This window comes from Pedobacter albus (assembly GCF_036324255.1).
Taxonomy (GTDB): domain Bacteria; phylum Bacteroidota; class Bacteroidia; order Sphingobacteriales; family Sphingobacteriaceae; genus Pedobacter; species Pedobacter albus.
In genome coordinates this window covers 159,425-174,728 of record NZ_JAZDQT010000001.1, presented here as the reverse complement: position 1 = coordinate 174,728, position 15,304 = coordinate 159,425, and the positions used below count along the sequence as shown (strand labels likewise).

The window sequence follows — 15,304 nt, the reverse complement described above, 5'->3', positions numbered from 1 at the left end:
AAACATATGGAACAATAGCCAAGTACAAGATAAAAGAGAGGCCATCCCTATTAAAAGCAATAGTATTTCATTAAAGCTCATTATTTTATACTCTCCTTATCCAAAGGGTCATTCATACTCCCTTTCTTTGGCAAACCAAATAGAAATTGTCTGCCTATAGGTGTACAAATCAAATCTAACAAAACCTATGCCTTCTCTTTCTTCAATGGGCTCTTCTTGATGGTCTTTTTCAGCTTGGTCCACTGCTCGTCGTAAAAATCGCAGGACATGTAGTTTACCCCTACCCGCAGCGCCTTGAGCCCGCTTACGCCCTGCAGTTCCTCCAATTCGAGGGTTTCGAGGTCGTTGTTTAAAAAGCCTTGTTCTTGCAGATACTTGATATACTCGAGGTACTCGTTGGCTTCGTAGGCATTGAAATAAACCAGGGCAATTTTGCCGGGTTGGGTCAGGCGTTCGTTAGTGCCTTTTACCAAAACCTTGTCTATCCTTTTCTTCACTACCTCATAGCGGATGTTATAAGCTCCTTCTACGTCGAACCTGCGCTCGTCATTCCTAAAACTGATATCAATCGGGTTAGAGTGGACAAAAATCAGTTGCGTAGTCAACAAAGCCCTTGGCATTTGGCTCACCAATCCATTGGTTAAACGCGCCACCTCTACCATGGCCGTTAATTGCCACAAACGGATATTTTTGAGGTACAACAAATCAAAAGGTATGTCAGGCGCGATATCCTGTCCAATATAAATGTCGTATTCTACCCCATCGGTCCTGAATTTGGCAAAATAGCAGGGATAAGTAGCCTGCAAAGCCTGTTGGGCTTCGTCCAAATATTCGCTAACGGAAGTATTGATGAACTGCATGGAAGTTTCGAGCGTTCTCCTGTTTTCGAAAGCAATGCCATCGGCAGGATTAATCGCCGCGAAATATTGCTGCACCAAGGCCGCAGCCTGCGGATGGCCTTTTTCGATATGTTTTAATACCGGATAAACCTCCAGTTCCAGAAATTCGTTGAGCAGCGTTTCTTCGCTCGAGCTGATGAACTCTTCGATCCGTTTAAGCCAATCCTTGCAGTTGAACAAAATCTTATCGAGCAAATCGAGTGAAACAATAGCACGCAGGCCGTTGAGGCTTTCAATCAGCATGGCCAGTTGCACTTTCAGGTCTTCTTTCAAGGCAAAATTGCGCTCTACCGTCGAGTTGCGGATGTCGATGGCACCAAACAGCGGATAAAGGTCTTTAAAGGTAACCGTTTCTATCTCGACCGCTTTCTTTTTCTCTTTGCTCATTTTCAGGAAATCCCATACCACCTGGTTAAATTTCCATTGTACCGAGGGTTGCAGGGCAGTGAATTTGTCTTTCAGCACGGCATCCATTTTGGCATTGAACTCTTCGATGCGGTATTGCAGCAACTGGCCCAGCAAAGGCATGGCCGAATGCAAACGCGACAACAGTTTCTCATCTACTTCCAAACTCTCGGTCGAGTAGATTTCTAATACCCCGGCCAGCTGGTTGTTGTAAAAAACAGGCAGGAACGAATAAGAATGGATACCGTTTTTCCTCAACACCTCGAGAAAGGGAAATCGTTGTATCTTTTCATCGTCGAGATTATTGAAAAAAACCGGACGTGGATTGTCTTGATATTCCTTCACCAAGGCATAAAACGATTCTTCCTGTAAGTTGTATTTTTTGCCCGAATTGAGGAGAATGCTTTGCGAATTCTGCTCGTTGTCGAACACAAATTTGTCGTTTACCACCAAAAAAGGCAGCAATCCAAACTCGATATGCCCATCGCCAGCCAGGGTTTTCAGGGCCTGTATTACATGCTCATAGGCCTCGTTTTCGTAGGTATGGTTAACCAGGGCATTGCGGATGCCGTCAATAGAATGCTGCAGGGTTACATCGCTTAGCGAGATTACCGTAAAGCCGTCGAACCTGAATTTGCTGAGTGGCAGGATCTTTTGCAAGAGCTCTACCTCGGTACCGTCTTGGATGAGGCTGGCTACCTGCTCAAAATTGAGTTCGGGCAGTTCGCCGTCGTACTGGATATCGATAAACTGGGTATCGGCATTGATGTTGTAGTACTGTGTAAGGTTTGTTTTCGGATTGGTGTACGAATGCAGGATTTCGTGTCGTGAAATGGAAGTATAGTTGTAAAACCTTTCCAGAATCATCCGGTAAATAAACTGCATCTGCTGCTTTTCTTTCGATGCTGGATATTCTTCGCCGTTTTGGCGCTTTTCTTCAATGTGGAAGGACAGAAAATCGTAAAAAGAATCAGTGCTGAAAAAAATCTTGTCGGGCACAGGCGTACTCAATGCCCAAAACAGGTCTTTTTCGTTGGCCATTAAAGGCGTGAGGATGGTAAAAATCAGTTCGAGCGTGTCTTTGTACTTGCCCAGTTCTTCTACCTGGATATCGTTTCTCAACGCTTCTTCGCGTTCTATCTTCTCGAGCAAAAAGCGATAAAACTCTGCCTTTAAAGTCTGTTCGGTTTTGAGCCTGTTTTTGAGGTAGGCAATCAAAGGCCTGAACGACAGGGTAAATTCTACCTGGCAGCCTACGCATTCATTTCTGTTGATCTGAATAATATTGGTATTCATCTCTCGTTAATTAAAATCTAAAGTTCATCGAAACATAAGGATACCATCCTTCTTTCGAATAACCCATCACTAACCTAAAAATGGTTAGGGATGCTGGGGCAAAATATACACCGGCACCTACGCCGTGGTGCCATAAGTCTGAGGTTTCGTTGGTTTTCCAAACGCGGCCCACATCATAAAATCCCAATAGGCCTACCTGACCCGGGAGCACGTAGCTTACAAAATCGCCCAGTTTGGCCCTCAGCTCCAAGTTGTTGTAAAAACTATGCTGACCAGAGAACCTAAACTGCCTGTAGCCCAACAAATTGCCCTGTCCGCCCAAAAACAAAGTCTGGTAAAACGAAGGCTTGCCAATGGTAATACCGCCACCAAAACGATCGGCCAGTACAAATTTAGCCCTGCCGTCCAAGTTCTTGTACAAGGCAATATTCGCTGTAAACTGCACAAAGGAACTGGCATATTTGTTCAGGCTTTTGTAGCCCACCAACTTAAAATCGGTGTAGCTGCCCAGTGTCGGCAAAATCTCGTTGTCGCGGGTATTATTGGTAAAGTTGACTGCTACGCCGGTGTAAAGTTTGTCTTTATCAACGGTTAAACTATCATAAGAGTGCAATTGTGACGTGTTGTTGATAAATCTGCCGGCATTGTCCTCTTGGTCAAACTTATAGAACTGAAAAATAGGCCCCACGGTGAAGGTTGATTTCGGCCTGCGCCACCTGAGCGATACCTCGGTCTGGTAGATACTGAACCTGGCCCTATAATACTTCACTTCGTTGCCCGATTTCTTAAACGTGGTTTCGTTGCCCATGCCAAAAAAATTCTGGGTATTGTCGGGCGCAAAGGCATCGGCTTTCAACACCAAATCGGCTTTGCCTACGGCCTGTAGCCAGTCGCCACTGTAGTTAAAACGAAAAGCCGAAGTAGCAAACGAGTGCAGAAACGAGAAGTTCTGTTGGTTGCCATAGGGTTGTTTCCTGAAACCCGGATTGGTAATTTTATAGTTCAGGCCCATCAGCAAGCCATCATCAACATTGAAGCCCGCATTGAGCAACAGCGAATAGCGGCTGTACAGGTCTTTGCCCAAATAAGATACATTGGAAGTATCGGTAGAAAGTATTTTGTTGAGCTTGCCTACGTCATTGCCCGCAAAGGTCGATTTCTTGTTTTTGAGGCCAAAAAGCTGCACGCTCCTGCTGGCATTTTGTACATCGTAGATTTTTTTGCCTCCTCCGGCAATAATCCTCAATTTGATGTTAGAACTTTTATTGTTCAAAATAACGCTGTCGTTGCCATCTTTTACGTACAAACGGATTTCTTGGGTTACCTTCGGATCGAAAGTACGGCTAAAGATTTCTTCCTTGATATCGCCGTCTTTGGCAATTTTATGGATCTGGATCTTCAGGTGCCGATCGGCAGAATCGGTAATCACTACCCGCTCGTTTTTGTTGCTGGTTTGGATGTCGACAATGCGGTTAAAGAAATGATAGTATTCGTTCATCAGTTTCGGCAGTGCCGCACGACGCTCTTTCATTTGTTTGAGAAACTGATCATGGCGCAAGGTATAGTTAGGTTCGGGCAACCTGCGCAAGGCCTGTTCCAATACATCGTCGGTAAGTTTGGCGCAAAAATCCTTGATGATTTGGTTCCATTCGGCTTCGCTAAACTGCGACAGCAAACGACTGTTCATGGCCCTGCCTTCCCATAAAAACCAGTTGATGCGTTTAATGTTGCGTTCGTAGCCCTGCATCATCGGCAAAAACGACGAACCTTGGGCATAACGCTGGATAAAACCATCAGAACTAAAGAAAACCTGGTCGCGATCTCTCGGCACAGCCAGGTATTTTGAACCTTTCTGTCCTTTTTCAGGCTTCCAACGCCATTGGTCCTCATGGCGGTCCCAGTCGCCCAGCATCACATCCAGCGCACGCGCGCGCAACAACAAGGCACCATCGTAGGTATTGTCGTTGTCGTCGTCTAGCTTCTTGAACATTTTGGTGGTATTGTCTGAATTGCCCAAAGGCTCTCTTTCTTCGAGCAGGCAAAGCGTATTGGCAAAGGCATTCATATAATCGCCCAAATTAGGGTCTGGCGATACCCAGGCAATAATCGGGTTGCTATGGGGCACGTTAACGGCTTCGGCCAAAGGAGGCACCACCAAGGCGCCAAAAGGGTGTTGGGCCGACATGTTGTCTTTCAGGATGTCTTTGGCAAACGTATTCCTCAATCCCTGTGGCAACAACACTTCAGGGTATTTCTCCACGCTTCTGAGCACCCATTCCTTGCCGTTTTTATCTTCGAGCCTTAACGAGCGCGACTGGTTGCCCCCACCCAATTGCGTAGGTTTTAGGCCTCCCTTAAACTCGGAAATACGCAACACCGGAAATTTGGTTTCCATGGCGTAGTCTTTGCGATAGTTTTCGCCAAATAAAAAGCGGTGGAGTTTGCCCACACTATCGTAGGTAGGATGGACTTTGATGCTGATGCTGTCGGCTTTAATTACTTTATACTCGTTCTTTTTGGCCGCCACCACCTCTTTGTAGGGCTGGGTATAGCTAAAAACCTTCACTACGCCAGTATCGGCATACACATAATAATCGTAGCGCATATCGTTGTTGAGCAACTGATCGGCAATAACGTAGCCTTGGCGATACTCGTGAAAAAGCGAATTTTTGCCTTTTTTATTAGGCGACCATTTTGAACCGGCACCACTTACAATCTGCAACTGCTTGCTTTTGATCAGCTGCAGGCCATGTTCGTGCCCCGCCACATACACCACATTTGGCTTCTCGCCGAAAACACTGTTCACGCTTTTGATCATGTCTTTGTACAGCGGATGGTTTAAATCCTCAGGGCTTAGCAAGGTAGAGCGCAAAAAAGGATAAACCGAACCGATAACCGGCAAAGGAATAACCAGGTTTTTGTTGAGCAAGGTTAAGGGCAACAAGTGGTTGCGCCAGGTAAAATAACCGCCGTGCGCACCGTAGCTCTGAAATGGATGGTGCGAAGCCAACAAAATCATCCGGTCGCGGTTCTGCTCCATCAAATCGTTCATGCGGGTAATTACAGCATCTTTGGTTTGGCAATCGCAATCGGCTGCCGGATTTTGTTTATTGTAGGGAAAAAGCCACCACTCGCTGTCGTAGGCAATAATGGTGAGTTTATCTGTTAGCCTGATGGCGATGGGATCTGGACAACCGTTGGATGGAATGAGCTTGAGCAAAGGATCGCCCAGCGATTCGAGGTATTCGCTCTGCCTTTTGATCTTGGCCAATCCGTTGGGACCAGATTTGTCCCAATCGTGGTTGCCTGGCACAAAGAAAACCGCTGCACCAGCATCGCGCATGGGCTGAAACTGCGACTGCAATATTTTGATGGTTTCCTGCTCATCACCAAAACCCGGAATGGCCATTCCCGTTGGGTAAATGTTATCGCCCAAATAAAGCGTGGTTGTTTTGCCTTTGATGACATGTTTGGCTGCATTTTTAAGCGATTCCATTTGGCCGGTATTCATTTCGCCGGCATCACCAATTAAAATAACACGGTACTTTACCTCTTCTTGGGCCAGGCCAAACAAGCTTGCAAACAATAAAAAAACAGATAGGGTAACTTTTTTCAACATGCTGGCTATTTGAACGTTAACAGAAAATGGTTGTTGCTATAAATTTAAGGTTTTTTATAATCGAACCTCAAAATATTGCCTTGCTGGGTTTCGCTGCCTTCGTTAGAGATGTACAGGTTGTTATCCTTGTCAAAGGCAATGCCCTCGGGCTGGTTAAATATATTCGAACTCAAGTGATATACGTTTTTGATTTTCCAGTTGGCATCGGTAACGATAAGCGCCTTGTTTACACTCGAAACCACATACCATTCGTTGGTTTTCAGGTTCATGGCCAAGGCCGAAGGATGGAAAATACCCTTTCTTTTGCCAGATAATTTGTCTACCTGGCTGGCATCGACCACAAAAGTGCCTTTGGGTTTGACCGTACCGTTTTTTTGGAGCGAAAAAATATAGCCACTAGCTTGTTTTTTGCCACGGTCTACCTTGCAATCTTTGCAAAGCACATATAAATCGCCAGTGCTTTGATTGGCAAACATGCCTTCGTACTCGCCTTTTGGCAACATGTTCTCTAGTTTTTGCACGTTGGCCGCTTCTGGCTTTTGGGTTTCGCTGAGCGGAAAAGTATATAAATGGCCATTGCTTTTTAACAGAATGGCCCAACCTTGGCTAATGGCAATGTCTTCATAATCGCCTTTGCCGGCAAACTTGGTAGCGCTTTCGTTTTTAGAACCTAAGGGCAGCCGAAAAATCTTGCCTTCCTCGTCTTGTTCGGCATAAACAATCCTGTTATCGCCTTTGTCGAAGGCAATTCCGGATATTTCCTGCAACACATCGGGCATATTGTATTTTTTGGGTTTGCTCAGGTCGTAGCCCGGGGGACTTGCCGGCCCCTTACTTTTGGTTTGCGCGCACGACAGCTGCATGGTGGCCAAAAAAGCCAGCGCTACCCATAACAACTCATATCTTTTAGCGATGCTGTTCTTCATACTTACTCTTTAAAAATTGATAAATACGGTATTGCGACTGCTCGGGTTCGCCTTTAGCCACAATCGGAACGTTATTCAGGTCTTTGTCTAAAGCCACGGCTTGTACATTATCGGCCAGTTGCAGGTTAATCATCGATTTGATTTCATCCTTAATCTCTTGGTCGAGAACCGGAAAACAAACCTCAATCCTACGGTAAATATTCCTGTTCATCCAATCGGCCGAGCCCAAATAAATCTCTTCCTTACCGCCATTGTGGAAGACAAATACCCTGCCATGTTCCAAGTAACGGTCAACAATTCTTCTGGCTGTAATGTTTTCGCTCATGCCTTTTACGCCGGGTTCGAGCCTGCAAATTCCGCGTACAATGAGCTGTATTTTGACACCGGCCTGCGAGGCTTCGTACAGTTTGCCAATGAGTATCTTTTCTTCGAGGTTGTTTAATTTGATAATGATAGAAGCGGGTCTTGCCTGTTGGGCTTGGGCTATTTCGCGGTCTATCAAAGCCAAAAAGGCCTGCTGCAGGTTAAATTGGGCCACCAAAAGGTAATTGAACTTGATTAGATCTGGATTGGTTGGCTTCTCTCTTTTGGCCAGAAAAATAAATACCAGTTCCATTTCGCGGAGCATGCCCTGGTGGGCCGTCATCAGGATGTGGTCGGTATAAAAATTGGCCGTGGTTTCGTTAAAGTTTCCGGTGGCAAAAAGTCCGGCATAAACCGTCCTCAAACCTATCTTTCTTTTAACCAATGCAATTTTGGCATGTACTTTTAGCGCGGTTACGCTGTAAATGATTTCCACGCTGGCCTCTTTCATTTTCTTGGCCCATTTAATGTTATTGGCTTCGTCAAAACGAGCTTTGAGCTCAACTAACACAAAAACCTTTTTGCCGTTTTTGGCCGCGCTGATGAGGGCATTTACAATTTTCGAATCGCTGGCCACGCGGTAAAGCGTTACATAGATTTCCGCTACGTCGGCATTGGTAGCGGCCTCGTTAAAAAAGCGCAATACGCTATCATACGATTGGTACGGCGGGTTAATGAGGATGTCTTTCGCCAAAATCTGATCAAAAATCGATTGGTCTTTTACGATAGGCGGATAGGCAATTTTAGGCCACGAAGCATTTGATAAACTGGCCATGCTCACCGGGAACGAAGAAAAATCCTTCAGGTTGTGGTAGCAGCCACCTTCAACCAGGTTGGCATTTTGCAGGTTCAGCTTCTCGGTGAGCAAATCGAGCGTAGCCTGTGGTATACCGGGCTGGTATAAAAACCTGGTGGCCAAACCGAAGTCGCGTTTTTGCAACTGGTTCTCGATCTGTTCTGCCAAATTGCCAGCATATTCGTCTTTCAGGTCAATTTCGGCGTTGCGGGTAATCTTAAAGCTAAAGCAACCCGTAATGGTAGCCTCTTTAAACAGGCGCTTCAGGTTGCACCTGATGATATCGTCTAAAAAAACGATGAAAGTTTCATCGCCTTTGGCCACCTTATAAAAGCGAGGCAGCTCATTGGATGGAATGTTCAGGATAAAAGTCTTTTCCTGCGTACCCACGGTCAGGTTAACCAATAGGTAAAGTTCGTTGTTGTTGGGGAAGAAAGAAGATTTGGCCTCGGCAAGGTTAACAGGCTGCAAGAAAGCCAATACCTGGCTCAGAAAGTAGCGTTCTATTTCTTCATCCAGCTGGACGGGTATTTTTTCGTCGTAAATGAGCTGCACATGGTGGCTTCTCAGTTCGGGAATAATGTTTGTTTTTAAGATCCTGCCATATTCCTGTTGCTGCAATTGAATGGCCTCGTTGGCCCTGTCGAGCAGGCTTTCGTCTACATTAACGCTGTTGTCTTCCTTTTTGCGCAATTTGGCCAAGGCCAAGAGCACCGGCATGCGCACGCGGTAAAACTCGTCGAGGTTTGACGAATAAATAGACAGGAACTTGATGCGTTCCAGCAAAGGAACGGTGGTTCTTCCGGCCTCCTGCAGCACCCTTTGGTTAAAGGTAAGCCAGCTTAAATCTCTATCAAAAAAAGCATCTTCAACTTTGGTATCGGGCATTTTTAGTCTAATTTACCGTAAGCAACGTAAGAAATCACATAGGCCAGCACCGCCGTAATCAATCCGTACATGAAAATGTTATAAGCCGTGCGCAACAGTTTGTATTTGCGCCCCAACACCACGCCCTGCGAGTACACATCGGTAATGAGCGTGCCGTACAAAAACTCCTTATCGTTCATCACTTTCACCATTCCCCTCGAATAATCCTGCAGAGCCATTTTATAAAAATTGCCAAAGAAAAGCAGGTTTACCTTTTTGCGATCGAGGTCGTTATCGGTAAATACCCCATTGGGAATGGAAGGCCTGGTAGCCAAAATGGCAAAAATAATGCACGAAAGCGCTACCATGAGCAAAATAAAGGTGGGCACGATGAGAAAGGCATTGTCTTCGAGCCTTCTGAGCACCAAACTCACAATAAGCGACAGGATGATAGAGTTAACGGTAATGAGCAATTGCGATTTGTTGTCAGCCATATCGCTAAGGCGCTGGTTATTGCCCGAGGTAATCCTGAACATGGTTTCAATGCCTTTGTCAGGCCGCTCCTTGTCTTTGTTTTTACGCAGTTTTTCCTGTTTTGGAGCTTCGTCGGCAATTGCCTCGTTGATATTGGCCAAACCTAGTTCGGCTTCGTCTTCAATCAGTTTGGCTTTGAGCTTGGCTAGGTTTTTGGCTTTTTGATCGTTCAGCAACAGGTTGCAGTAATCGGTATGGTATTGGTGCGTTTCGAGAAAGGCGATGTCCTTTTTGCGCCATTCTATTTTGCTGATGTGTTTGTTGTAAAGCAGCTCTACTTCCTTGTGCATGAGCTTGCCCTTTTTCCTGAAATTTTCGCCACCCAGATGAAAAAGATCGCCGTCGCATAAAATGTTCTCGAGCTGGTTGGTCGGTTTTTGGGGCATTTTGGTAGCCAAGATCACCTGCGCCACGGCATCCCTCACCTCGGCAGGCACTTCATGTTCCTTCAAAAAATCGCCTGCTAGTTCTGCACTTTTCTGCTCGTGGTTAGTGGGCGCCTCAAAATAGCCGGTATCATGAAACCAGGCTCCTGTATAAACAATAAAAAAATCCTTGTCGTTTAGCTGGTAGTGATTGACAATCTGCACGGTGGCTTTTACCACATCTTGGGTATGGTCTAGGTTATGGTAAACAAGTTTTTCGTCGTGGTGCGTACTGAAATAGGCCAGCACGTGTTTTTCAACTTCTTCTTGAAGGCGCTTGTAGTTCATTGGTTTATATGCCGAAACAGGGTTATTTTTCTTTTAATTTAATTAATTAGATATTTACGAAATATACGCATTTTTATTCATGGCCTACCAAAAAACCCTTAAAATGAAATTTGTTCCATCTTTTGTGCCGAAGCCCGGTTTTCGTAGATTTTACCTAACAATTTTTATGGCAATTGGTTTGGTCTGCAGCAGTTTTAAAAGCGACGATTTTAAAAGCGAAATCACGGCTACCCTTCGCCAACAGGTTTTAAAAGAGGCCAACTGGGCCATGCAGCAAAAACCGCTTACCGTTACCGCATTTCGCGCCGAGCGGAGCGCTGGCGGTTTGCACGATTTTTATTCGGAAGGCGACTATTGGTGGCCAAATCCCGAGAACCCGAATGGTGCCTATATCCAAAAAGATGGGCTTACCAATCCGCAGAATTTTGTAGCGCACCGTCAGGCTATGATCAGGTTTAGCCAGATTATCGGTGCCTTAGCATCGGCCTACCAACTTACGGGCAACGACAACTATGTAAAACAGGCCGTATTGCACCTCAACGCCTGGTTTATCAATGCCAACACTAAGATGAACCCCAACCTGTTGTATGCCCAAGCCATTAAAGGGGTGGCCACCGGGCGGGGCATCGGCATTATCGACACCATCCAATTGATGGAAGTGGTACAGGGCATGTTGGCCATGCAAAAATCAAAGGCTTTGCCAAAGCAAACGATTAATGGTGCCAAAAACTGGTTTGCCCTATATCTGGAATGGCTTACTACACACCAATATGGCAAAGACGAAATGAACGCCAAAAATAACCACGGCACTTGCTGGGTAATGCAGGTGGCCTGTTTTGCCAAATTTACCCAAAACCAGCAACTGATCGATTTTTGCAAGGAACGCTACAAAACGGTAATCCTTCCCCAACAAATGACCAGCGACGGCAGCCTGCCTTTAGAACTCAAACGCACCAAACCTTATGGCTACTCGATTTTTAACCTCGATGCCCTGGCTACCATTTGCCAATTGCTGAGTACCCCACAAGATAATTTGTGGCATTACCAAACTGCTGATGGACTTGGCATACAAAAAGGGATTGCATTTCTTTACCCATTTTTGGCCGACAAAGACAAATGGCCTTATGCCAAAGACGTGATGCATTGGGAAAGCTGGCCGGTAGCCCAGCCATCGATTTTGTTTGGCGCGATGGCCTATCAGCAAAAAGATTGGCTAAACACCTGGAAAGCAGCCGAACATAACCCCAAAAACGAGGAAATCATTAGAAATTTACCCGTAAGGCATCCCTTAATCTGGCTCGATTAATTTTCAATTTTGTTACAAAACAACGTTTCTTTTGGTTTGTTAGCTATTAACCAATTAAAACTAGCTCATGCCTAAGAAAACCAGTAAATTCCAATTTGTTCCTTTTCTCATCTGCCTTTTTATTCCCTTGTTTGTTGGCTTTTTAGGCAGCATGCTTACGCTTGATTCCGTCAAAACCTGGTATTTGACCATCAACAAACCTGCCTTTAATCCGCCCAACGCAGTTTTTGGTCCGGTTTGGAGCCTGCTCTATATCCTGATGGGCATTTCTTCGTACCTAGTTTGGAAAAAACGCAAAACCACCATGGGTTATTCATGGGCAGTCGGCATTTATATCCTGCAACTGCTGCTTAACCTCATGTGGTCTTATTTGTTCTTCTACCAGCACCAAATCGGCTTTGCCTTGATTGAAATCGGCCTCTTGTTGTTAACCATCATCATCAATGCCTTTATCTTTTACCGCATAGATAAAACAGCGGGATGGCTCTTTGTACCTTATATTCTTTGGGTCAGCTTTGCGTCTTATTTAACCTATTCCATCTCGCTTTTGAATTAATTTGAAAGAAAAACAATATTTTTATAGGGTGATGGACCCTAAAAAGCTATATGTTTTGCTCTTCATACTTTTGGCACTGCAAGTCCAGGCGCAAAAAGTTGGCGTGGTACTTAGTGGCGGAGGCGCCAAAGGACTAGCCCATATTGGCACATTAAAGGCTTTGGAAGAAAACCACATTCCCATCGACTACATTACCGGTACATCGATGGGTGGCATTGTCGGCGCCATGTATGCCGCGGGCTACTCGCCAAGCCAAATGGAGAAAATTGCCTTGAGCGCCGATTTTCAGGATTGGGTAAACGGCCGTTACAAAAGCGATTACAGCTATTATTTTCAAAAAACAAGTCCAAATGCTTCGGTGCTTACCGCCAAGCTTTCCATAGATACTAGCCTTAGGCTGAGCTTCAGGTCTAACCTTATTAACGACATTCCGCTTAATTTTGCGCTGATGGAGTTGTTTTCGCAGGCATCAGCCATTTCCAAAGACAATTTCGACCAGCTTTTCGTGCCTTATCGCTGCATGGTATCCGATGTGCTTTCGCAACAGAGCATTACGGTGGGCAACGGCAATTTGGCCGAAGCAGTAAGAGCCACCATGACCGTTCCGCTGATTTACCGTCCTATTAAGTTGAATGATAAATATGTATTTGATGGTGGCATTTACAACAACTTTCCGGCCGACGTGATGAAAAAGGAGTTCAATCCCGATTTCATTATCGGTGCAAACGTATCGTCCAAAACATTTAACGAATACCCCAAAAACGACGACCGCCTGCTGAACCGCTTTTTGGTATATATGTTTTTGGCCAAGTCCGACTCTACCTTGGTGGGCGAAAACGGCACCTACATCCAGCCGGACCTGACAAATTTCAGCTCGACCAATTTTGTGCCTGTAGCCGAGCTCATCAAACGTGGCTACGATGCAACCATGGCCGAAATGGAAAGCATTAAAAGCAAGATTGCCAGGAGGGTAAGCACCCAAGAGCTCCTGACCAAGCGCATGGACTTTAACCAGCGCAAACCCGACATGATTTTTAGCAACGTGGTGGTTTCGGGGGTAAACTCGCAACAGAAAAAATATATCGAAAGGCTTTTTAAAAGCGACCAGACTACCTTTAACCTCACCGATATCAAAAGGGGCTATTACAAATTGGTGGCCGACGAAACTTTTGAAACCGTTTATCCCAAAATAAGCTACAATCCGCCTACCGACAGCTATACTTTCGAAATTGTGGCCCGACCTAAAAAAAGCTTCAAGATCGATTTTGGAGGCAATATTTCTTCAAGGCCGATCAGCAATGTTTACTTGGGATTGCAGTACAACTACCTGAACCGTAAGGCTTATACTTTTGGGGCCAACTTCTATTCGGGCAGGTTTTACGAATCGGCCCAGGTAAGCGGCCGTGTCGACTATCCTTCTGGCCTGCCTCTATTTTTGGCAACCGAACTCACCTACAACCACTGGAACTACTACAATACCAGCCAAATTTTTATCGAAAACCCCCATCCTACCTATGTAGAACAGGGCGACAGGAAAATAGACCTCAAACTGGGCATGCCTTTAAACCGCAATGCCAGAATTACATTGATAGGCTCGTTCATCAACAACAACGACAGCTATAGCCCTACCAATACCTTTCAGGTTGGCGATGTTTTGGACAGAACTGTTTTTAACGGACTGAGAACAAGCGTGCTTTTTGAGCAGAACTCGTTGAACCGCAAGCAATATGCCGACCGTGGCCACAGTTTTTTCTTCAGTGTAAACTTTACCACCGGCAAGGAAAACTATACGCCTGGCAACATTTTCAGAAGCAATACCAGCTTTACGAGGAGTTTGGAGATTGAGCGTACTTTTAGGGAATGGTTTCATCTGAAGCTGAGCGACGAACATTACTTTTTCCATACCAAACATTATACCTTGGGCTATTTGGTAGAGGGCGTGATTTCTTCGCAACCGCTTTATTTCAACTACTATTCTACCTTGCTGGCGGCTCCGGCTTTTTATCCGCTTCAAGACAGCAGATCGCTTTTTCTGGAGAAGTTCAGGGCAACGAGCTACGCCGCGGGAGGGCTCAAAAACGTATTCAACATCAAAAGAAATCTTGATTTGCGACTAGAGGCCTACTTATTCCTGCCTTACAAGGAATTTGAACAAACCGGTCTGCAGGAGGTAAAATATGCAAAGGCCTTTAGGCGCTGGCATTATGCAGGCACGGCCGGACTGGTTTATCACACCCCTGTTGGCCCGATAAGCCTCAGCTATAATTTATATGACGATCCTGCAAAAAGAAACGGCGTTTTGCTACATTTAGGGTATCTCATCTACAACAAACGATCTTTAGAATAACTGGCTTTAACATTAGACATGAAAAACCTGCTTGCTGCTTTGCTTCTTTTTATTTCGGGTACCTGCTTTGCGCAGCATACCGATATCAATAATTTCTTGGTTAAGGAAAGTCTGTTAAAAAACAGCAAGCTGGCCATTATTGCGGCCGATTCGTTGGGCAATCCGATAGAAAACATCAATGGCGTTTACACGTTCAGCATCAGTGGCTTTACCCAATCGCTGAGCTTTAACGGTGGCGTGGCCGTTATTCCCTTGCAGATAGACAAATCTACTTTTGTGTACATCAAGCACCAAAACGACAACGGCACGCACAGCAAGCTGTTGTATGTGTACAAAAAAGACGGCGACCTCAATCCCTTTACCATCAGCAGGATATTCTTGATCGTTATCCCTCTGATTATTATTATCCTGGCCTTTGCCTTTAAGCGTTTCATTTATATAGCCATTATTCTGTTGCTGGTTTTCTTCTTCTTCAGCTACAGCAACGGCCTCAACATCTCTACTTTCTTCGAAACTACTTTTGACTACCTGAAGAATTTGATTTAGCGACTTTACAGTTCATGGTTGGCAGTTTTCAGTTGGCAGTTCACAGTTAGCAATTGGCAGTTGACAGTTAAGCTCAACACCCCAATAAACCAATGAACCAATGAACCAATGAACTAATGAGCCAATGAACC

9 protein-coding genes are annotated in these 15,304 nt (G+C 45.2%); 4 read left to right on the top strand and 5 right to left on the bottom strand.

Annotation, left to right across the window (positions count from 1 at the left end):
- Nucleotides 1–185: 185 nt before the first annotated feature.
- From VRU48_RS00715 to VRU48_RS00695, 5 genes are read right to left on the bottom strand one after another with little or no spacing between them, the layout of a single operon-like run.
- Nucleotides 186–2,600 carry a GAF domain-containing protein gene (locus tag VRU48_RS00715; protein WP_330106016.1) on the bottom strand — a complete coding sequence of 805 codons (2,415 nt, stop codon included), beginning with the start codon at nt 2,598–2,600 and terminating at the stop codon, nt 186–188.
- A 10-nt stretch (nt 2,601–2,610) separates the two neighbouring features.
- On the bottom strand, nt 2,611–6,219 hold the full coding sequence (locus VRU48_RS00710; RefSeq protein WP_330106015.1) for a BamA/TamA family outer membrane protein: 3,609 nt from the start codon (nt 6,217–6,219) through the stop codon (nt 2,611–2,613).
- Nucleotides 6,220–6,263: 44 nt separating this feature from the next.
- Nucleotides 6,264–7,145 carry an SdiA-regulated domain-containing protein gene (locus tag VRU48_RS00705; RefSeq protein WP_330106014.1) on the bottom strand — a complete coding sequence of 294 codons (882 nt, stop codon included), beginning with the start codon at nt 7,143–7,145 and terminating at the stop codon, nt 6,264–6,266.
- Nucleotides 7,126–9,192, bottom strand: a complete 2,067-nt coding sequence (gene ppk1 / locus VRU48_RS00700; RefSeq protein ID WP_330106013.1) for a polyphosphate kinase 1 — start codon at nt 9,190–9,192, stop codon at nt 7,126–7,128. Before ppk1 ends, VRU48_RS00705 begins: the two co-directional genes overlap by 20 nt.
- A gap of 2 nt (nt 9,193–9,194) precedes the next feature.
- Entirely contained in the window at nt 9,195–10,418 is a 1,224-nt protein-coding gene (locus VRU48_RS00695) for a Pycsar system effector family protein (protein WP_330106012.1), read from the bottom strand.
- A gap of 166 nt (nt 10,419–10,584) precedes the next feature.
- On the opposite strand from VRU48_RS00695, the gene VRU48_RS00690 reads away from it, so the two are divergent.
- The 4 genes from VRU48_RS00690 (at nt 10,585) to VRU48_RS00675 (ending at nt 15,173) form a co-directional block, all read left to right on the top strand.
- Nucleotides 10,585–11,724 carry an alginate lyase family protein gene (locus VRU48_RS00690; RefSeq protein WP_330106011.1) on the top strand — a complete coding sequence of 380 codons (1,140 nt, stop codon included), beginning with the start codon at nt 10,585–10,587 and terminating at the stop codon, nt 11,722–11,724.
- Between the two features lie 67 nt (nt 11,725–11,791).
- Nucleotides 11,792–12,280, top strand: a complete 489-nt coding sequence (locus VRU48_RS00685) for a TspO/MBR family protein (protein ID WP_330106010.1) — start codon at nt 11,792–11,794, stop codon at nt 12,278–12,280.
- 70 nt (nt 12,281–12,350) lie between these two features.
- A complete protein-coding gene (locus VRU48_RS00680; protein WP_330106009.1) occupies nt 12,351–14,627 on the top strand; it encodes a patatin-like phospholipase family protein in 2,277 nt (758 codons plus the stop codon).
- Nucleotides 14,628–14,645: 18 nt separating this feature from the next.
- The gene (locus tag VRU48_RS00675; protein ID WP_330106008.1) at nt 14,646–15,173 is read left to right on the top strand and encodes a hypothetical protein; all 528 of its coding nucleotides are present in this window, start codon (nt 14,646–14,648) and stop codon (nt 15,171–15,173) included.
- The last annotated feature ends 131 nt before the right edge of the window (nt 15,174–15,304 follow it).

Bases quoted from the DNA above. Each gene is read 5' to 3' on its own strand.
- VRU48_RS00715 (WP_330106016.1), bottom strand. From the start codon at position 2,600: ATGAATACCAATATTATTCAGATCAACAGAAATGAATGCGTAGGCTGC.
- VRU48_RS00710 (WP_330106015.1), bottom strand. From the start codon at position 6,219: ATGTTGAAAAAAGTTACCCTATCTGTTTTTTTATTGTTTGCAAGCTTG.
- VRU48_RS00705 (WP_330106014.1), bottom strand. From the start codon at position 7,145: ATGAAGAACAGCATCGCTAAAAGATATGAGTTGTTATGGGTAGCGCTG.
- ppk1 (WP_330106013.1), bottom strand. From the start codon at position 9,192: ATGCCCGATACCAAAGTTGAAGATGCTTTTTTTGATAGAGATTTAAGC.
- VRU48_RS00695 (WP_330106012.1), bottom strand. From the start codon at position 10,418: ATGAACTACAAGCGCCTTCAAGAAGAAGTTGAAAAACACGTGCTGGCC.
- VRU48_RS00690 (WP_330106011.1), top strand. From the start codon at position 10,585: ATGGCAATTGGTTTGGTCTGCAGCAGTTTTAAAAGCGACGATTTTAAA.
- VRU48_RS00685 (WP_330106010.1), top strand. From the start codon at position 11,792: ATGCCTAAGAAAACCAGTAAATTCCAATTTGTTCCTTTTCTCATCTGC.
- VRU48_RS00675 (WP_330106008.1), top strand. From the start codon at position 14,646: ATGAAAAACCTGCTTGCTGCTTTGCTTCTTTTTATTTCGGGTACCTGC.